This is a genomic window from Leptothoe sp. EHU-05/26/07-4 (assembly GCF_043421015.1).
Lineage (GTDB): Bacteria > Cyanobacteriota > Cyanobacteriia > Phormidesmidales > Phormidesmidaceae > Leptothoe > Leptothoe turfae.
Window position 1 is genome coordinate 1,123,055 of sequence record NZ_JAXSQV010000003.1, and the last position, 18,120, is coordinate 1,141,174.

Sequence of the window (18,120 nt, forward strand, 5' to 3'; positions counted from 1 at the left end):
ATATGGTTGCCAAGTTGCGATCCTCGATGCATCCGGATTTTGGAAAAATAGTGGGCACGCTATCCTAGAGTCAATCGCAACCGGTAATCCCCATGACGATTGCTACGAATAAAACCTTAACTCTGGAAGAGTATCTGACCTACGACGATGGTACAGGTGCTCGCTATGAGTTGGTCAACGGGGTGTTAGTAGAAATGCCAACCGAGAGCCCGATTAATAAGACCATCGTCATGTTTTTGGTGAGTTATTTTTTGCGGTTAGGGATTCCGTATTACAGACTTGCTGTTGGGCATCAGCTAGAGGTTACATCTGAGAAAGCGTCGGCGCGGGAACCAGATTTAGTAGTGCATTCGGAAGAGTCTGCCGCTGCAATTTTGCGGGATGGTAAGTTGTTGCGGTTGGGAATGCCGATACCTGATTTGGTGGTGGAAGTGGTATCTAGCAGTGATACGGATCTGAAATCGCGAGAGCGGGATTATGTGGAGAAGCGACAGGAATATTCAGAACTCAAGGTGCCGGAGTATTGGATTATCGACCCAGTGGCAGAGGTTGTTTGTGTCTTAACGCTGGTGGATGGGGATTATCAGGAATGTAAGTTTGAGGGTGATCAGGTATTACTGTCGTCTCAATGTACTGTAGTGGATTTAACAGCTAATCAGGTACTGCGAGCTGGTCTGTAGAAGGCTTTAGCTGTAGATATAGCGTCCCGTTATCCCAGGGTGGTCGGTTTGAATTGGGGTCAAAGATTATGGCGCGACGTAGGGGCACTCCCTTGTGGATGCCCCTTTCGACATGGTTACAAATTGACGATCCTCACAATTCTGAAAGGCCATAGGACAATTTATTATTACGGAATTCTGGTGAATGGCATCCGTTATCCCAGGGTGGGCACAAGGCACCACCCCTACAGAATTATCGGTTTTGTATCGGGGATTTTGGATGCAGGGGATAAAACAGAAACCCCACGTAGGGAAACTCCCTTGTGGATGCCTCCTTCGATATCTTCGCCAATTTATAATCTTCGCGATACAGAGAGGTCAAACGGAAAAACTGCTTCTAAGCATGATTGATGTAATCAGCTAGGATAAAAGCCAGGACATTGAGCTAATGGTATCTAACCATGACGCAAACCCTTTCTCGTACGGTCAACGATCAGCAGATTGTGTATTCTGGCATTAGCTGGTCAAAGTTTCAGCTGATCCGTTCGGGGTTTGCTGATTCTCCTGGCATCCGTCTTGCTTATTATGACAAGACTATCGAAATTCTGATGCCAGGGCGTGAGCATGAGATGTTTAGCCGATTGATCGGCTTTTTGATTGGGTTATTTTGTCTGGAAAAAGGTATTGAATTTGAACCGACTGGTTCGATGACTCATGAGCGCGAAGGTGAAGTATCGGCGCAAGCGGATGAGTCCTATTGTTTTGGTGATTCTAAACTGACGCCTGATTTGGTAATTGAGGTGGTGTTTACCAGTGGAGGGCTTAGTAAGCTGTCGCGCTATCGAGCCTTGGGGATTTCTGAAGTGTGGTTTTGGCAGGATGGGGTGTTTAGCCTTTATCGATTGAAGAATGGTGATTATGTTCAGATTCCATGCAGTGAGATCCCAGAACTTTCAGGCTTGGACATTGATGTGCTGACTCGCTGTGTGTTGATGGGACAGACATCTCGATTAGATGCGGCGAATGAGTTTCGTAAGGTATTGCATTTCTAGGTTTTCGCTACTCTTTTGTAGATAAAGGTTTACCTGTCTTATCTACGTCGTTAGCCTCTAAAACCTGATAAGCAATCTGGGCATAGTTGTTCAGACTGGGAATTTGCTGAAAGTCTTGAAGGCAGTTCAACGCCTCTAAAGCCAGCGCCACGGATTTTTGTGAGTCAGGCTTTGATTGCAAATAAAAAATACTCAGATTAATCAGCGTCGTTGCAACATACGGCAAATAGGTGCGCGGGTTCTTCTCGGCTAAGTCGCGACGGAGCTGCAACGCTTCTTCGTAGTTAGCCTGGGCCGCTTCATACTCATTTTGCCCCGATTGCAAAATCGCCAAATTGTTCAGCGTCATCGCCACTTTAGGCAAATAGGTACATAGGTTCTCTTGGGCTAACCCACTATATACCTGCAACGCTTCTTCATAGTTGCCCTTGGCCGCTTCATACTCATTTTGCCCCGATTGCAAAATCGCCAAATTGTTCAGTGTTCCTGCTACTTTAGGCGAATAGGTACGCGGGTTCTCTTGGGCTAACCCACTATATACCTGCAACGCTTTTTCATAGTTGCCCTTGGCCGCTTCATACTCATTTTGCCCCGATTGCAAAATCGCCAAATTGTTCAGTGTTCCTGCTACTTTAGGCGAATAGGTACGCGGGTTCTCTTGGGCTAACCCACTATATACCTGCAACGCTTTTTCATAGTTGCCTTTGGCCGCTTCATACTCATTTTGAAACTGTTGACAGTTGGCCAAGTTGTTCAGCGTTCCTGCTACATAAGGCAAATAGATGTTCGGGTTCTCTTTGGCTAACTCGCATCGGATTTGCAACGCTTCTTTGTAGTTGCCCTGGGCTGCTTCATACTTATTTTGCTCCGATTGCAAAATCGCTAAATTGTTCAACATTCCTGCTACATGAGGTAAATAGGTGCGTGGATTTTCCGAGGCCAACTCGCGATACACCTGCAACGATTCCTCGTATAGTGGCCTCGCTTTATTGAAGCAATTGTGTTTTTGCAAAAATATTCCATATCTAAATCTGATTTCTGGTGTGTTAGCAGCCCGCAACGCTTCTTCAAAATATTCGCAAACCTGCTCAAACCAATTGGGCCGGTCATAGAAGGTAGCCCACAGTCGCGCTTTAATCGCATATTCGTTGGCTAGCTGGGTCCTATTTTTAGCCACCTCAGCTTTTTCCTGATCCAGTTGCTGATCTCGTTCAATCAGCTGATCCAGATCCTGTGCCATATCCTCGGCATCCAAAATGGCATCAGCCTCTCGAAACTCCCCTTGATCAAAGTGGGTTTTGGCCTTTGCCAGACGTTCGGTATCGATCTCGATTTTGGTAAATGTTTCGTATAACCGCAATACGTTCTCTTTGAACTGCTCCAGCTGATGCTCCAGTTCTTCCAGCTCAGCATCGACTTTTAAGGCACGATCAGTTTTACCGGTGGATTGTAAAAGCTCTATGAGTTCACGTTTTTCTTCAATACGACTCAGGAGTTCACCATAATCTGAAGACTGGTGAATTACGCTCGTAATCTGAGTATTTTGAATGGCGATTTCTGCATTATTGAAATCACCATAAAACTGGGCGCTATCAATAGCTTTTATGTTGTAGGTTTTAGTATCGCCCACAGCTACTCAAACCTCGCAGAGTCAATCTTGTCGATGGTGTAGGTCTTGGAACTATCGTTAATGATGCTCTCATTAACGTTCTGATAAACCTTATTGCCATCACCAGAAACAGTTGTATTATTTTGCATGGTATCCGATACTGGCTCGGGAACTTCTGGTAAATCCCCATCAATCTTTAGTGCTAGAAAACCGCTAGCTGCCAACTTATCAAGCTGATTATTAAAATGCTCCCGCAGCCCTTCGATGGTTTTGTATTCGGTCTTGTAGTGCTTCAACTCTTTTAGCTTATCTTCAAAGGCCCACAGGCTCTGCAGCTCATCTCGGTCTATAGTCTCCGACGGCTTAAAGTAGGTAAAAATAAAAGGCTTCTTAGTTTCCGAAAACTGGCCAAATGCCTTTTCAAACTCTTCGGCAGTGTACTTGCCCACCTTATTAAAGGCCAACAGCACGAAAATATCGCAGTCCTGAATTGCCTTGTTATATTCGCTTTGCAAACCACCTGCCGACATAGCATCCAGAAAATCTTCCCAGATATCCAAATGCAAAAAGATACCTCGATCAAACCAGGCTTTGCATTTGCGATAGATAAAAATTTCAAACTGCTCACGATCGGCCTTTAGCTCTGACGAGGAAGCTAAAAATAACGTGATCTTTTGCATTATGGTTGCTCAGGTCGAGGGTTGCCACAGTTATAGCAAATGACTGAATTGACGTGAAAAATACCGGCATTAGCCGCAAATATTTCAGTTAAGCAATTCAGTACTCATCAACCTTTTTCAATATGAAACCTTCGATGCCTGATTAACACTTTGTATCTTGACTCCAACAGATTTTTGTCCTACTTTCGTCTAATGTCGTGACGCTCACGACTATCCCACTAGAACCTAATAATTTGGCACCATCGGCAGGTGCGGCAACACCGTACCGATGGCTAACCCCCAGAAAGCACTAGCCAATCTGGAGTCTGGGCATTATTATGCCTCAGTCACCTCGATTAGCAAAACATTCGCGGGGTGGCTGAGTTTTTAGGTTCTGGCTTTCCTTCGCCTCTGCACCGAGGCCCTGTACCCAACCGGAGAACCAGAACCCATGTTTCAAGACAACGCCCAAGGCGCGTTTAACATTCCGCCTGCCAACAATCCCCTGCCCGACTACCAATACGAAACCGTTAACCACACCCTATTCGGCAGCCTTACCGCCATCCGTAATACCATTGCCCTGTTGCATAAGCTCCACTATGCAGAGCCGAACGACTGGAGTAAACCTCTGCCCACAGGGCGACCCAATGAAATGATGGCAATTTTGAGTAAGCGGGTGCGAGTGGATTGAGGAGTGAACGGGTAACGAAATATCGGCTAAAAGCATATTAAACAACGTCCTCCCCTTACCAAGGGGAGGTGCCGTAGGCGGAGGGATCTCGACCACTAGTGCCAAGTCTCGAAAACCCATCCCTGACGGTTCCCCTTGGTAAGGGGAACCAAGTATCGCCAAGCCTTTGAGAGCGCTCTCATCTCTGCCAAATAAACTTTAGGAGTGGGCTTGAGCTTCACAACCAACCTTGATGTAAATTCTGTGCCAAGTCGGCAATGTTGGGTTGATGGGAATTTTGGCAAGGTGCGACATATCTTGATGGGGTGCAACCCAACCTACAGGTGGGTGGGTTGGAATGCGATCGCACACAACCACAGACAATAACCCACCCTATAAAACATTCAAACCCTCAAAAATCACGATAACAATTCAGCCGATCCATTGTCTGATTACGATTCAGCGTATCCTGCAACTGTTCCGCAACAGCCAAGCCCCGATCGTACGACCCGTTTCTGCCATAGGCAACCGCAATTTTCTCATAGAGACTACCCCGATCCTGTTCATCATCAACCGCCAAATCCTCACGCAGATAAATCACCTGAGACTCTTCACCGGGGACTGTCTTAGCCACCTCAAAGGCCCGATCCAACAGCGGCACAATGGACTCCGTCTGTCCCAGATAGCTATACAACTCAGCCATGCGTAGCCACTGATCTACACCGACATCAGAAGCATTAGCAACCCGATTCAAAATCTTTAAAGTTTGGTCAGTCTTACCATCTCGAAAATAGAGTTCTGCCACTCGCATCATTTCAGCCGCTTTAATGGCAGAATCCTCACGAGATTCAATCACCTCTAACGCAGTGGCATAGTCTTCTTGATCCTCAATTAAGCGATCAACCAGCAGCGTTTTCCAGCGAGGACTTTCAGGATACTCTTCTGGCACTGCATCTAACATCTGCACTGCAAAGCCATATTCCCCAATTTCGGCCCAAGCCTCAACCAATGGTTGTAACATCCACAAATCATCGGTTGATTGCGCCTTTAGAGTTACCAAGACCGGCTCCAAAAAGTTATTAGCCGCTTCAGTCAGCCCCATTCTGGCATGTTCCAGAGCAATGGCATTTAACGCTATCAACTGATCGGGTTCATTGTCTATGGCCTGCGCCACTTGATGTGCCTGCTCTACTGTGACATCCGCTGCTTCTAATAAACCGCCCTGTTGTTGTTGCAAGCCAATCCTGACCAATGCTCTAACATAATCAGGGCCAGGGAAAGAATTGGTTTTCTCTACTGTGGCAAAGGCGGTGTCAAAGTCTCCAGCAACGGCATAGGCCACGGCAATCTCACCCCAGGCTCGATTTGTGTTGGCGATGTAACTGGGGTCAATCTGTTCAGTTGCCTTGAGGGCAGATTCTATTTGCCCCGACTTAGCAGCGGCAACGGCAATGGTGGTGTAATCTTCAATCTCGTTAAATGACAGACCTTTGGCAACTAACATGTCAACGGCTGCAAGGGCCAGGTCATAATTTTCTAGCTCAATGGCACGCTTATAGATTTTCTCCCACAGATCACGTTGCATGTAATCCTGTTCCACCTCAGCCGTTGCCGTCATGGCCTGCTGCAAGGCATCGCTGGCTACAGCTTTATTGTTTTCAACGTTGGCATAGTAGGTGGCCAAATCCATGAGGCCATCAACTTTGAACTGATCCCCTGGAGCAACTGCAAGTGCCTTCATGGTTGTTTCAGAAAGGCCAGCATCCAGCATCGTTTCGGTAAAAAGTGGCCCTGGATAACCATGGTTGGCAATGGCCGTAATGGCCTGATCAAAATATAGCTGGGCCTGGGCCTGATCATCGCGTTTGGCCAGGTATACACCAATGTTCTTGGATGCTTCGATCGTCGGCTCGTCCAGTGTCAATTGCTGTACTAGATCGGCGGCCTGGTCCATTTGCCCCAGTCGAGCCGCTGATAGGGCAATACTGCCCATGGCATTTTCTTGGGCGTAAGGCTGCTCGATAGACTTCGCTAGCTGTAGGGCCTGACCTATATCTCCCGCTTCAGCGTAAATGACAGCAATGGCGGCTAAGGTTTGAGCCTGCCTGTCTGAGTCCTGAGGGTTAATGGTCTCAGCCTGTTGTAAGGCTTGGTTGGCAACTTCGATCGCGATCGCACCCGCACCAACAGCCGCATATTGTCGGCCAACCATCGTTAATGCTGTTGTTTGCAGCCCTGCCCCCTGCACATTGGCGGCAAGTTGTCGCGCCTGGGAGAGTAGATCTAGAGCTGTTGTTTGCTCTCCCAGGGCGGCATAGCCTGCGGCGGTTTTTGTTAACAAACCACTTTTTTCAAACCTGTAATCGTCCGGTATTCCCTGGACTAAGGTGTTGGCTGATGTCAGCACAGTGCGGGCGGCAGCAGTGTCGCCAAGCTTAATCAGAGTATCCACCTCACGGATACCCTCATCGATATTGACACCATTTTCAAGAATAAAATTCTCTAAAATCCCTGCTCTGATATTACTATCAGTGGCCTTCGACAATTCTAGTCCCTGGGTCAGATGCTCGACAGCAGACTGGATATAGCCTTTGTCCAGGGCGATACGGCCCCATTCAGTTCGTTCAGTAATCCGGTAGCGCAGATAATCATTTTTCTCATTGATGCACATTTGGGGAGATTGCGATCGCACCGGCAGGGCCACGCCCAACCAGACCAAACTACCCAAGCAGGCAAGTGCCAACCAACGGTGGCTGTAACGGTACATAAATTGTTGAATACCCATAACTAACGGCTAACGTCAGGAGAACATAACTGAAAAACAAAGCAAAAATACACAGCACAGAGCTTTGCCCTTAGCAGTTCTAGCATTCTCGAAAAATACTCGACCACACCGTAGTTTCAATCCATATTGCTGCACAATCCAATGGCTAAACGAAGGAGGTCTACCCGCTTGGGGGTATCTAAATGGGCCAATTTGAGCTACTGCCTATTTTTAGGATGGCATTGCTGATCCTCGGGATGACTTTAGTCATAAAACATCAGTCATAAAACATCGTGAAATAGCCATAGCTTTAGACCGATGCATCCTTTAAATCAGCACACATACTGTTCAGGGTGTCTCGCCTAAGATGGGCACCCAACGAAACTAAAGTTGCCACTATTAAATGAACGCGCAAAAATATAAGTAGTTATGTTATAACCTGTAACTTTGAACACTTCTACTGCTAGCTACCCTAACGAAACAACCGCCCATCAACAGCAGATTGCCCAAACTGATGTTGCTATTGTCGGGGCCGGTATAGTGGGATTGACCTTAGCCTGTGCGCTTCGCCATAGCGGGCTATCGGTAACCATTATTGAAACTCAGAGTCAGGCGGGAACGGCTGCTCGCGATCGCGCCTACGCGTTTTCTCTAGTATCGGCGCGTATCTTTCAACAGCTGGGGGTATGGGACCAGGTGGGCCCCAACATCACCCACTATCAGCGCGTTCGTATGTCTGATTCAGACCATGGCCAGGCGGTTAATTTTTATCCCAGTGATAGCCCAGCTGAGGTGGTTTACTATAGCGCAGAGCATCCAGTTTTGATTCAGGCTCTTCAGGGCTTAGTACCCCACATTCAGTGCATCACAACCTACTATGAAACGACGGTAGTTGATATCCAATCAACACCAACGGCGACGGAGCTGACCTTAGAGCGAGGGGATGAGCGACAAGTCTTACGTGCCCGCCTGTTAGTGGGGGCCGATGGTGCCCGCTCCCAAATTCGCAACTATGCCGGAATTCAAACCGCCGGATGGGCGTATTGGCAATCCTGTATCACCACGGTATTGGCCCCAGCTAAGTCCCATCAGAATACGGCTTACGAAAAGTTTTGGCCCAGTGGCCCGTTTGCTATTCTGCCGCTTCCTGGTAATCGGTGTCAGGTGGTTTGGACAGCTCCCCATGCTGAAGCCCAAGCCATGGTAGATCTCCCCGAAAAGGCCTTTATGGCTGAGCTACGTCGGCGTTATGGTGACGACATGGGCGACTTGAAAATGTTAAATCCTCCCATGATATTTCCTGTGCAATTAATGCAAAGCCATCACTATGTAAAACCGGGTCTGGCCCTGGTGGGGGATGCGGCGCACTGTTGTCATCCCGTGGGGGGGCAAGGGCTGAATATGGGGATTCGTGATGCGGCGGCCCTGGCAACAATTTTGCAGACTGCCCACAGTCGCCAAGAATCCATTGCTGATATCCAAGTACTGAAGCGTTACGAACGTTGGCGGCGCACTGAGAACTGGCTGATTTTAGGCATGACCGATCTTCTCAATCGGATGTTTTCTAATAGTATTCTGCCGCTGCGGTGGCTCCGCCAGTCAGGGTTCTGGGTGATTGAACATACGGCCCCCCTCAAACGCATGCTTTTGCGAGTGATGACCGGTTTCTTTGGACGACAGCCCACCATTTAAGGCAAGTTTATTGCAAAGATGCAGCTGAAAGTGCAGACATGGGAGTCAGTCATATAGGTGAGGACTACCCTAAATAATCCAGTTGAGCAGCGTTAGGAGACTTATACTTAACGCTGTTTTAATAGATATTCATAAATGTATTACGGACTGCATAAACCTAATTTGATATGTATCCACCGTAGCCCAGGATATACATTACGCTTTTTGGCGTAAACGATTACTAGGATTGCTGATGGTTTTGCTGGCGTGGATTTCCTATTCTTTGTATCAAGGGTGTTTCAAATGACAGTGTTAGTCAATAACGGTTGTTTAACGATAACAACTTGCAGTCAGGCCTTACTTGGCTGACGTGTCATTTCTACCTACGCATCAACCACTACACCTGGAAAACGTCGCATTATGCAGTCTTTATCTCTACCTAACCCTGCTCGCTTTCAAGCGAACAACTATCCAATGCCAGCTGTTAAGGCATCTACTATGCAGCGGATGGGAGCTCGTTGTTGGCGTTGTTTAATCAATCAAGGTGTGCCCTTTAAAGACGCTAGGGAACTTGCGATCGCAATTGTTCACTTCATCTATTTAGATAGCACCCCATCCAAGACACAAAAATATTTAATTGATCAATACCAGCAACATATTTGTGCTGCGAGATTGTCATCTCTGCAATTTTAGGGAAGTTCAAACGCTTGTGCTTAGGTATTTAACAATTGAATTGACGGGGTACACAGGGTCTGTGTGATCAATCACCCCAAAGATATGGGAGCAAATCACACCAACCTTTTCGCAGGTTGAATAAATTTAAAAACATAGTCTTCACGGTTTTTGTAAAGGCTTTACATGGAGTCAGCAATCTAACGGTCCCACGGTGTTCTATAAGATTTGTTGTTTCCTGAGTCACACTTACCCGCTTATGTGGAGGGGGATCTTATGCAGTCACCAGCAGCTGTTTTATTAGAAAGAAAAACAAAATCCATTTCCAAAGGCTCTAAGCGAGCAAAGCTTAAGCGTATAGGAATCAAGCATTGGCAGCGCCTGATGAGAGTTGGTGTCCCCCAGGATCACGCCAAAGAAATTGCAATTGCAGTTGTTCGTTACAGCCATCTTGACTGCCGTCCATCGTTTGAGGAGAAGCGCTTAATTGGCCGCTACTGTCAGCATCTATGCGCTGTTGGTCTGTGGCGTTTAGAAATGTTGCTAGGCAGCTGAAAGTATTTACACGTAGGGGCGCACAGCTGTGCGCCCCTATCACAAAATTATTATCAATAATAATCTACGCTGAGACTGCTAGCAGCTCATCTAGCTTCTGACTAGCATCCAGGGCATGGAGCGAATCACAGCCGCCAACATGCTCGTCATTAATAAAAATCTGAGGAACTGAACGTTTACCATCAGACCCACGGGCCACCATAGCATCCCGTGCTTCTTCGTCCCCATCAATTATATGCTCAAGATAATCAACACCTTTGCTGTCTAAAAGTCGCTTGGCGCGAATACAGAAAGGGCAGGTCATCCAAGTGTAGATCTCTACCTTTGCCATAGTTTAGATACCGGAAATAAAAACTGCTGGTGAGATCCTAACGCATCTATATGCCAGAAATCATGCCAGAAATCTGTTAAATATGCGGCTTAAAAATCTACACCACGTTTGAGTTCCACACCCCGCTCTGCATAGTGTTTGTGGTTAAATACTTCGGAATGGGCACTGGCCAATTGAAAGTAGGCTGGGGGGTTTTTGCACCGACCCGTGATGATTACTTGGGTATCCTTCGGTTTACGCAATAATGCCTGGATAATGGGCTCTTCTGGCAAGAGTTCCAGGTCTACGGTGGGGTTGAGTTCATCCAAAATGATGGTTTTGTATAGGCCCGAAGCAATGGCTGTGCGAGCGATTTCCCAGCCGCGTTCAGCCTCCACATAGTCAATGGTTTGCTGCTGACCGCGCCAGACAATGGCATCCCGCCCACAACGTTGGTGGTCCACCAGGTTCGGGTAGCTCTGACGCAGGGCGGCAATGGCTGAGTCCTCGGTATATCCCTTTCCTCCCTTTAGCCACTGAATGATCATGACCCGGTGAGACTTGTCCTGGCTGATGCCAATGCCGATGGCCTGTAGCGCTTTGCCCAGGGCGCTGGTGGATTTTCCTTTGCCGTCTCCGGTGTAAATTTCAATGCCAGTGAGACCTGGAATCTCGGAGGTGGCATAGTGTTGGGGTTTCATCTCCGAGTGTAGATCGGCCACCTCTAGCAAGGCGACAGGGGCACTACGCCCGGTTGCAATAATTTCTAAATAGTCAGGCTTGCGTCGCAGGGTACGGACAACATCGTCAATGTCCAGCAGTCCCAGGTCAAGGACCGGGTTTAACTCATCCAGCACCACAACAGAATAGAGGCCCGATGCGATCGCTCCCTTCGCCACATCCCAGCCTCGCTGTGCTTCTTGCTTATCAAACTTAGTAATGTCGTCAGCTCCAAAATACTCAGCTCGTCCCGTACGCACCTGATCGATCAGGTGGGGAAAGCCCCGTTGCAATGCCTCAATGGCGGCATCTTCGTCATAGGTGCGTCCGGGGCCTTTCAGAAACCGCAACAGCAGCACCCGACTTTCCATAAAAGTTTGGATACCTAAGCCAATGGAACGCAGAACCACCCCCAACGCCACCTGGGATTTACCTTTACCTTCGCCATCGTAGACATGGATCTGCCCCACCATGCGCTCTGAGTTTTTTTGCGCGGTACGAATACCGATACCGGAACGAACCATGGGGAGCTTAGGAGTATAGTTGGCCGCCTTTGATTGTAGCGTTAGGCAACGTTGTAGGGGCATTGTATGCAACGTCTCTACACCAATGCCCCAAAATTAAACGCATCATTTATATATTTAGATGTTCTTATTTGCAAATTGGGTATACCCTAATGTCTGAGATTCTCGGATGGGTCTATGGGCGAACTTGAACCGGTTTTTCCGCTCAAAGCGGTAATGTTCCAGATTGTATTTTTATTGGTGGCCATTGCCTTAGAAGGAATGGTGCTGCGGCAACAGCTACGGCTTGGTTACAAGCAAAGTATCCGATATGCAGCGGCGGTTAATTTACTGGCGGTGGTGGTCGGTTGGTTGGCCTTTTTGGCAATCGAGCCGTTGTTTGAACCCAGGCTCCAGGCCCAGGTGATTAGCTATGTGTTGTTTGACAACTTGATCAACAATACCCTCAAGCCCCAGATGGGATGGATCATTCTGGTGATGGGCCTGGTGGCGTTCTTTATGACGCTAATTCTGAAGCTCAAAGGACTGGAGCTGATGATGAGAGCTGCCAATGAATGGAACTTACCCTCTAAGCCGAAAAATCTGACCCGTAAGGAACGCTATAGTCGCTCTCGAACGGGTACAACCTTATATAAGGAAGCTGCCTCTCAATTTGCGATCGCAGTCCTCCAGGCCAATGCCCTGAGTTTTAGTGCCATCCTACTATTATTGATACTGCGGTCTTACGTTCTGAGGGGTGTCGCATGATTGACGTACTCAAGGATGCCATTAATAAAATTCGCGGCCTGATTACCCCACCTAGCTATCTGTCTTGGCAAACATTGTTGCTGCTCAGTTTATTTTCTTGGGGCATGGCAACCATTGCTGACAGTACTGAGGCCACCCCCTTCACAGTGGCCTTACTGAGTGCCTTTAGCTGGTTATTTTTAACCGTTGCCATCTGGTGGGGGCTAGCCAAAAATCCGGTGATGCTGGGGGATATTTCCATCAGTCCCTGGATTACATCAGCGGTCCTCTGTGTTTTTCTGTTCAGGCCCTGGACGACTGAGCGTTTGCAGTTAGCCATTAGTCTCTGGCCAGTGATCGCAACGATCCTGGTGGCGATTCCTAAATTTTCAAACTGGAAACTGGAGTGGAAGCTACCCAAGCCCCCGGTACGTCAGGAACTGATTGTCCTATTGCTAATCAACCTGTTGTTTAGCAGCTGGATCATGTTTTACTTTCGCATCCAGCATTGGTTTAACGACTATCCTAGCCTCATTGCCGAAAATTTAGATAACAGCGCCTTTGTCTACCGGCTTGGCAGTAATACGGACAGCGATTCCCAGGCCAATATCCTGTTAACTAGCGCGGCGGATACCCTAGTTAAAGAGTTGGATAATGCCCCCTGGCCCCGCGTTGAGCGCTGGCTGCTGAACTTGGACAACAGTATTAATTCCGTTGCCGAAGGAATTGTCCTCAATGCGATAAATGAAGGCGTCTTTTGGAGCCTGGATGCCCCCCGTCCTAAATCTCTGTCCAATGGCTATCAGCTACGGTTACGCGCCAACTGGCTAGGACCCACTGCCCAACAAAATGGCTATTACGTTGAAAAAGTGTGCACCCTTTTACCCCGCACTCTCAAAAAAAATACCAATGACGAATCTCCTCAGAATTCAACCCCCACCGCCCAGGTAACCTGTGCTGATCAGACTACCAAGGTTGAGCGTCAGGGCATCCTTGAAGATGCGGCCACCTAGATGCCGATATCTGTGGGGACGTTCCATGGAACGTCCCCACGTGACAAAAATTAAATGAGAGATAAATCCGCCTATGCTAAATCTGCCTCGCATCATCGTAGTTGCACGTAATGTCTTTTTAGAAGTCATTCGCGATCGCATCCTTTATCTAGCAGGGCTATTTGCCGTACTGATGGTGCTTGCTTCAGTATTGCTCCCCCCCATTGCAGCTGGTACATCGGAAAAGATCTTTCTAGACCTGGGCATGGCAGCCATCAACCTATTTACCCTGGTGGTGGCGATCTTTGTAGGCACTAGCTTAGTCAACAAAGAAATCGAGAAAAAAACGGTGCTGGTGCTCATTGCCAAACCCGTCAGCCGGTTTGAAATTATTCTGGGTAAACACCTGGGGCTATCCGCTGTGATCGGGGTGTTAATGCTGGTGCAGACAGGCATTTTTATCGTGCTGCTTACCGTTCAACAAATTGAATTTCCAGCCGGGAGCATGTTGGTTGCGATCGCCTTCATGTATCTCGAAATGCTGCTTATGATCGCCATCACTATTGTATTTGGCGTCTTCACCAGCTCTCTACTCGCCACATTGCTCTCATTTGGCACCTACCTGGTCGGCCACCTCAGCACCGACCTCCTCAAACTCAGTCAGCTAGCCGAATCCGAGAACTTTCAGAAAGCCATAGAAGCCATGTATTTGGTCATTCCCGACCTGGAACGCCTCAACCTCAAAAACGAAGCCGTCTATGGGGCCACACTGCTGCCAGACCCTGGCACCCTAGCCCTAAACGCGGTCTACGCCTTAATCTATACAGCCCTTTTACTCCTCATTGCCGGTAACATTTTCACCCGCCGACAGTTTTAAGAGCCCAGCAGCCTCATTTACCTAACTTCTTTCCCAGATGCGACTATCCAGAATTTTCTTTAACTTCCTGGGACGGTTACAACTAGGTCCAAAAAAAATGATAGATAGTGGGAAAGAAAATAATTGCGAATATCATTAACCAATAAACAGTAATGAAAAATATAGATATTGAAGCATATAAATATTTACCCAAATTCATCGAAAAAGATGCCAAAAACTTATCTGGTCTGCAAGACACTAAAAACCTAAAGCCTCTTTTAACTTCAACCATAGAATTTTGGCAAAATTCTTCTACACCAAGAGCATCTACAAATACAAAATATCCGTCAGAGCCAGGAACAAAAAAGTTTCCATTAATCAAAACACGAAGTGCCATAAAACATAGCAAAAGAAAGCAGATAAAAGACATATCTGGCCCAAAAACCTGCCTAACAAAAACTATATTTGCCAACAAAAGTAACAACAATATGTCCATTGCGATGCCAGCAATCGAGACTTTAATTTTTTTACCTTTGTCTTTCCAGAAAGACACCGAGTCTACTGATGTATAAACAACAGGAATCATCCCTTGCAGAAGCGCCAAACCCATGCTGTTAGAGTATCCCCCAAGCCATTTATAGATAAGATAGTGCGCGCTTTCGTGAAGAAACGTAGTCAGTGCAATTAAAAATAGTACAATCAAAGAAATAAGTACCTGCGGGAGAGTAATGAGACTCGCCAAGTGGATAAACTCAATGTTATAGTTTTCTCTCGCAGCTAACAGTAAAATATTACCTAAAACAAGTAAGAAATAAGTCAGTATTGAAAATTTCTGAAAAATTTTATTCGAACAGGCCTTTTCCAGCCAGGTCCCCTTTAAATCTACTGAAAATAGCTTAAAAAATTGGAAATTACCTCTCATTTCCCTTTTCAAATTCAGCCCGAATTTCTTTTTCAAGATCGCCGCTAATTTCAGAAAGGCATAGTCAAAGATCGTCTTTTTTTGCATCCTGGCAATATCTACAGCCAGTTTTCTTTGCTCCTCTAAGCTAAGCAGTAACTTCAACCTGCGAGCATGTCCTATAAGCTCCTCAACAAATTCAACATCAAAATCAAATTTATCTTTATAGATATTAAAAATTATCTGGTAGTCAGGTGTTTTAGCATACTGTTTGATCATTTCATATTCGATTTTACTTAAGCGCAAAATTGCCTGATTGATCTGGTTTCTCAGCACCAAGGCATCGTTTTCATAATCAATATAAACAACTTCAAAGTTTTTATTTAGCGCTTCTTGCATATTTCCAATATAGTGTCTATCTGATGTCCTTCTTGCCAACTAAAACGACGTTTAGAACTGTTTCATCAGCCCCATCTAAGCCCAACACCTCATTTAACTCATCATCGTAATAGCCTCCACAAGCACAACATCCCAAGTCCATGGCCGCACAAGTCAAGTACAGATTTTGTGTAATGGCACCTGCATCAATCAAAGCAAACCGCAAACCTCGATCTTGATATTTGTATGCAGTTCGATTTAAGCATCCCGCCAGAATAATGATTCCAGAAACGTTCACAAAATCCATATCAGCTCGACTAAGTGAAAAGAAAATCTCTTGGACGATTTCTTTAACATTGTTATCCCGAAAGCCCCCCCTCGGCACAAGTCTATCCAGAGTAACTTGCTCTTGATTATAATGGTAAACCCCATTCTCTAAACCGACCGTATTTGAACTGATCAAGAACAACTCAATTGGGTATAGGCCTCCACCAGAACCTATGTTTCGCCTTGCAGGCATGCCCCTCATAATCGGTTTGTCATCATCTTTTCTTTTCGCAGGGTCTAAAATAAAACAACCGCCTTGCAACACTTTTGATAATTCATCAAAGGTGATTCCTTCAGGAGAATAATGGCGGTTGCTTTGTCGACGATGATAGATTTCCTGTAGACTATCTAACAGCTCACAGGCTGAGTTGTCGTCTGACAAGTCTGGCAAAGGTATACTGTCGAACGAGCTGAGTTCTGCGCTATTGTTGCAGATATGTCGCACGATATATGAGTTGCTCGTAATCTCATGAACGTGCTTACCGAAATCATCAACGTTATATCGCGTAATCTTTGAGACTTCTATAAAGTCATATGATTCTGGACTTAAATGCTTGTCATAAAATGCATTGTGATGTTTATCCTTAACATCTACAAGGTAATAATTATTCTGACCTCTCATGTTGTCTACATCCTTCTCTAATTTACGGTTAAAAGTCGTTTGAACGCCCTAAAATTAAAATTTTATACTCCACCAATGTGAAAATTTGAGTGTTCCTATAGGCAAACACCAAATTTGAACGTAGCCAAGGTGTTAGATTCAACAATCATGGAAAGGGATGGGGCAAGTGTGTAAATAAATGGTTGTTTTCGTTGAAGATATCCGAGCCTAGAAATGGATAATTATGGACGCCGGTAAGGTATGCCCATCCTGGCACAACAACTCGCATCGTGAAATAATTAACACTGGCCGCATCCGGCGTGGTTGATTCGTAATATAGAACTTTGTTGAAATCAAATTGTTGATATTTCTCAAGAATATCCTGTAAAGAGGTTATTTTTTTCTCGTTTGGCTTGAAGAAAATTTTATCACTAACATCCTCGAAATTCATGGCGTCACGAATAACCGGCACCTCTTTTCTTTGTTCGGGGAAATTATTGTAGTAAGCAAAATGTTTTTCGAAACTGTCCAATGAGTCAAAATCATTCAACTTCTTTTGATCGCCCCACAATTGCTTGTTGTAAAGCATAATTGCATAATCAACCCCCTGATAAGCTTCTAGCGCTGCTTTCATTAAAGATTGGCACTTATCGAAAGCAGCCGCTGAGCCCGTCGATTGGTAAACTTTGCCCTTGTACTTAAAATACATAAAAACAACAGCAGCCTCAATGCAAGAGATAGGCGACAAATCAAATATTTTCATTTGCACCGCTGGATTATCGTACAAATTGGCTATCTTCGGATCGTCACCAAAAGCCTCCAGAATCATGCTTGGTGAATATTGTGGCAACCGTAATCTATTCTGGTTGTACCAAAAATTGCAGAAGGCATGCCTTTCAGCACATTCACAAAATCCTCCCTCAATAGCATGCTTTGGAGTAGGCCCAGCTGCCAATCCGGTAGTCGTAGTATTGAAGATATGAACTCTCTCAAAACAGTCAGGGCGATAACCAAAAAAGATTAAAAATGCTGGCACATAACAAGGTTCGTTATTAGACATCAAGTCATGGCACAGTACCCAATTTATCTCGTCGCTTGGTCGCAGCCTTGAAGTGAGGAAACCTTCTTTCTCATATTGAAAACCGGCATAAAGTATTATTTCATCTGGATGCAAAGCATTGCCTATTTTAACGATGTCTTCGTAGGCTCCACGCACCAACATACTGCTGTCATAAATGGTAGAGCAATATCTTTCATAGAATTCTCCAATGACGGCGGCGTCTGCGTCAGTTTCGCCAAAAGCAATCGCTCCAGCGGTGAGTTTTGATAGTTTACTGCCCAGCATGTCAAGGTTTGATCCCTCGCAGACACTTTGGTACAAATTGCTGGGCAAAAAGCTCCTATTAGGGATTCTGTACAACTTGCCGTTGATGAGTCCCGCCTCTTTTTCGATCAATTCATTTCGAAAATGCAT

At 46.1% G+C, this 18,120-nt stretch carries 17 protein-coding genes; 9 read left to right on the forward strand and 8 right to left on the reverse strand.

The window, feature by feature from the left end; genetic code table 11:
- The first annotated feature begins 92 nt into the window (after window positions 1-92).
- On the forward strand, window positions 93-680 hold the full coding sequence (locus tag U2F10_RS12570; RefSeq protein WP_499872282.1) for a Uma2 family endonuclease: 588 nt from the start codon (window positions 93-95) through the stop codon (window positions 678-680).
- 440 nt (window positions 681-1,120) lie between these two features.
- A complete protein-coding gene (locus U2F10_RS12575; RefSeq protein ID WP_499872284.1) occupies window positions 1,121-1,711 on the forward strand; it encodes a Uma2 family endonuclease in 591 nt (196 codons plus the stop codon).
- 7 nt (window positions 1,712-1,718) lie between these two features.
- On the opposite strand, the gene U2F10_RS12580 is transcribed toward U2F10_RS12575, so the two are convergent.
- Window positions 1,719-3,341: a tetratricopeptide repeat protein gene (locus U2F10_RS12580; protein WP_499872285.1), complete on the reverse strand. Its 1,623-nt coding sequence runs from the start codon at window positions 3,339-3,341 to the stop codon at window positions 1,719-1,721.
- A gap of 2 nt (window positions 3,342-3,343) precedes the next feature.
- Entirely contained in the window at window positions 3,344-4,000 is a 657-nt protein-coding gene (locus U2F10_RS12585) for a hypothetical protein (protein ID WP_499872287.1), read from the reverse strand.
- 430 nt (window positions 4,001-4,430) lie between these two features.
- Between U2F10_RS12585 and U2F10_RS12590 the strand changes: the two genes are divergently transcribed.
- Window positions 4,431-4,670 carry a hypothetical protein gene (locus U2F10_RS12590; RefSeq protein WP_499872288.1) on the forward strand — a complete coding sequence of 80 codons (240 nt, stop codon included), beginning with the start codon at window positions 4,431-4,433 and terminating at the stop codon, window positions 4,668-4,670.
- 391 nt (window positions 4,671-5,061) lie between these two features.
- Here the strand turns inward: U2F10_RS12590 and U2F10_RS12595 are convergent, their stop codons facing one another.
- Window positions 5,062-7,434 carry a tetratricopeptide repeat protein gene (locus U2F10_RS12595; RefSeq protein WP_499872290.1) on the reverse strand — a complete coding sequence of 791 codons (2,373 nt, stop codon included), beginning with the start codon at window positions 7,432-7,434 and terminating at the stop codon, window positions 5,062-5,064.
- Window positions 7,435-7,860: 426 nt separating this feature from the next.
- On the opposite strand from U2F10_RS12595, the gene U2F10_RS12600 reads away from it, so the two are divergent.
- The 3 genes from U2F10_RS12600 (at window position 7,861) to U2F10_RS12610 (ending at window position 10,311) form a co-directional block, all read left to right on the forward strand.
- The gene (locus U2F10_RS12600; protein ID WP_499872291.1) at window positions 7,861-9,105 is read left to right on the forward strand and encodes an FAD-dependent hydroxylase; all 1,245 of its coding nucleotides are present in this window, start codon (window positions 7,861-7,863) and stop codon (window positions 9,103-9,105) included.
- A 399-nt stretch (window positions 9,106-9,504) separates the two neighbouring features.
- Complete coding sequence (locus U2F10_RS12605; protein ID WP_163664261.1) at window positions 9,505-9,777, forward strand: hypothetical protein; 273 nt, start codon at window positions 9,505-9,507, stop codon at window positions 9,775-9,777.
- A 255-nt stretch (window positions 9,778-10,032) separates the two neighbouring features.
- Entirely contained in the window at window positions 10,033-10,311 is a 279-nt protein-coding gene (locus U2F10_RS12610) for a hypothetical protein (RefSeq protein WP_006514800.1), read from the forward strand.
- A gap of 64 nt (window positions 10,312-10,375) precedes the next feature.
- Here U2F10_RS12610 and grxC read toward each other — a convergent pair whose 3' ends face one another.
- Window positions 10,376-10,642, reverse strand: a complete 267-nt coding sequence (gene grxC / locus U2F10_RS12615; protein ID WP_163664259.1) for a glutaredoxin 3 — start codon at window positions 10,640-10,642, stop codon at window positions 10,376-10,378.
- 89 nt (window positions 10,643-10,731) lie between these two features.
- The gene (locus tag U2F10_RS12620) at window positions 10,732-11,865 is read right to left on the reverse strand and encodes a cob(I)yrinic acid a,c-diamide adenosyltransferase (protein WP_163671647.1); all 1,134 of its coding nucleotides are present in this window, start codon (window positions 11,863-11,865) and stop codon (window positions 10,732-10,734) included.
- 177 nt (window positions 11,866-12,042) lie between these two features.
- Between U2F10_RS12620 and fraC the strand changes: the two genes are divergently transcribed.
- From fraC to U2F10_RS12635, 3 genes are all read left to right on the forward strand, one after another.
- Window positions 12,043-12,612: a filament integrity protein FraC gene (gene fraC / locus U2F10_RS12625; protein WP_163664257.1), complete on the forward strand. Its 570-nt coding sequence runs from the start codon at window positions 12,043-12,045 to the stop codon at window positions 12,610-12,612.
- Window positions 12,609-13,604, forward strand: a complete 996-nt coding sequence (locus U2F10_RS12630; protein ID WP_163664255.1) for a DUF5357 family protein — start codon at window positions 12,609-12,611, stop codon at window positions 13,602-13,604. Before fraC ends, U2F10_RS12630 begins: the two co-directional genes overlap by 4 nt.
- Window positions 13,605-13,677: 73 nt before the next feature.
- On the forward strand, window positions 13,678-14,460 hold the full coding sequence (locus U2F10_RS12635; RefSeq protein ID WP_006514805.1) for an ABC transporter permease: 783 nt from the start codon (window positions 13,678-13,680) through the stop codon (window positions 14,458-14,460).
- Between the two features lie 82 nt (window positions 14,461-14,542).
- On the opposite strand, the gene U2F10_RS12640 is transcribed toward U2F10_RS12635, so the two are convergent.
- From U2F10_RS12640 to U2F10_RS12650, 3 genes are all read right to left on the reverse strand, one after another.
- Window positions 14,543-15,739, reverse strand: a complete 1,197-nt coding sequence (locus U2F10_RS12640; protein WP_499872293.1) for a hypothetical protein — start codon at window positions 15,737-15,739, stop codon at window positions 14,543-14,545.
- A gap of 16 nt (window positions 15,740-15,755) precedes the next feature.
- Window positions 15,756-16,667 (reverse strand): SagB/ThcOx family dehydrogenase, encoded by a 912-nt coding sequence (locus tag U2F10_RS12645; RefSeq protein ID WP_499872294.1) that lies wholly within the window; start codon window positions 16,665-16,667, stop codon window positions 15,756-15,758.
- 145 nt (window positions 16,668-16,812) lie between these two features.
- Window positions 16,813-18,120 (reverse strand): YcaO-like family protein, encoded by a 1,308-nt coding sequence (locus tag U2F10_RS12650; RefSeq protein WP_499872295.1) that lies wholly within the window; start codon window positions 18,118-18,120, stop codon window positions 16,813-16,815.

What these genes read in the sequence shown, in the direction of transcription:
- U2F10_RS12630 (WP_163664255.1), top strand. Translation starts at nt 12,609, where the DNA reads ATGATTGACGTACTCAAGGATGCCATTAATAAAATTCGCGGCCTGATT.
- U2F10_RS12640 (WP_499872293.1), bottom strand. Translation starts at nt 15,739, where the DNA reads ATGCAAGAAGCGCTAAATAAAAACTTTGAAGTTGTTTATATTGATTAT.
- grxC (WP_163664259.1), bottom strand. Translation starts at nt 10,642, where the DNA reads ATGGCAAAGGTAGAGATCTACACTTGGATGACCTGCCCTTTCTGTATT.
- U2F10_RS12620 (WP_163671647.1), bottom strand. Translation starts at nt 11,865, where the DNA reads ATGGTTCGTTCCGGTATCGGTATTCGTACCGCGCAAAAAAACTCAGAG.
- U2F10_RS12610 (WP_006514800.1), top strand. Translation starts at nt 10,033, where the DNA reads ATGCAGTCACCAGCAGCTGTTTTATTAGAAAGAAAAACAAAATCCATT.
- U2F10_RS12635 (WP_006514805.1), top strand. Translation starts at nt 13,678, where the DNA reads ATGCTAAATCTGCCTCGCATCATCGTAGTTGCACGTAATGTCTTTTTA.
- U2F10_RS12605 (WP_163664261.1), top strand. Translation starts at nt 9,505, where the DNA reads ATGCAGTCTTTATCTCTACCTAACCCTGCTCGCTTTCAAGCGAACAAC.
- U2F10_RS12650 (WP_499872295.1), bottom strand. Translation starts at nt 18,120, where the DNA reads ATGCATTTTCGAAATGAATTGATCGAAAAAGAGGCGGGACTCATCAAC.
- U2F10_RS12585 (WP_499872287.1), bottom strand. Translation starts at nt 4,000, where the DNA reads ATGCAAAAGATCACGTTATTTTTAGCTTCCTCGTCAGAGCTAAAGGCC.
- fraC (WP_163664257.1), top strand. Translation starts at nt 12,043, where the DNA reads ATGGGCGAACTTGAACCGGTTTTTCCGCTCAAAGCGGTAATGTTCCAG.
- U2F10_RS12645 (WP_499872294.1), bottom strand. Translation starts at nt 16,667, where the DNA reads ATGAGAGGTCAGAATAATTATTACCTTGTAGATGTTAAGGATAAACAT.
- U2F10_RS12590 (WP_499872288.1), top strand. Translation starts at nt 4,431, where the DNA reads ATGTTTCAAGACAACGCCCAAGGCGCGTTTAACATTCCGCCTGCCAAC.
- U2F10_RS12570 (WP_499872282.1), top strand. Translation starts at nt 93, where the DNA reads ATGACGATTGCTACGAATAAAACCTTAACTCTGGAAGAGTATCTGACC.
- U2F10_RS12575 (WP_499872284.1), top strand. Translation starts at nt 1,121, where the DNA reads ATGACGCAAACCCTTTCTCGTACGGTCAACGATCAGCAGATTGTGTAT.
- U2F10_RS12595 (WP_499872290.1), bottom strand. Translation starts at nt 7,434, where the DNA reads ATGGGTATTCAACAATTTATGTACCGTTACAGCCACCGTTGGTTGGCA.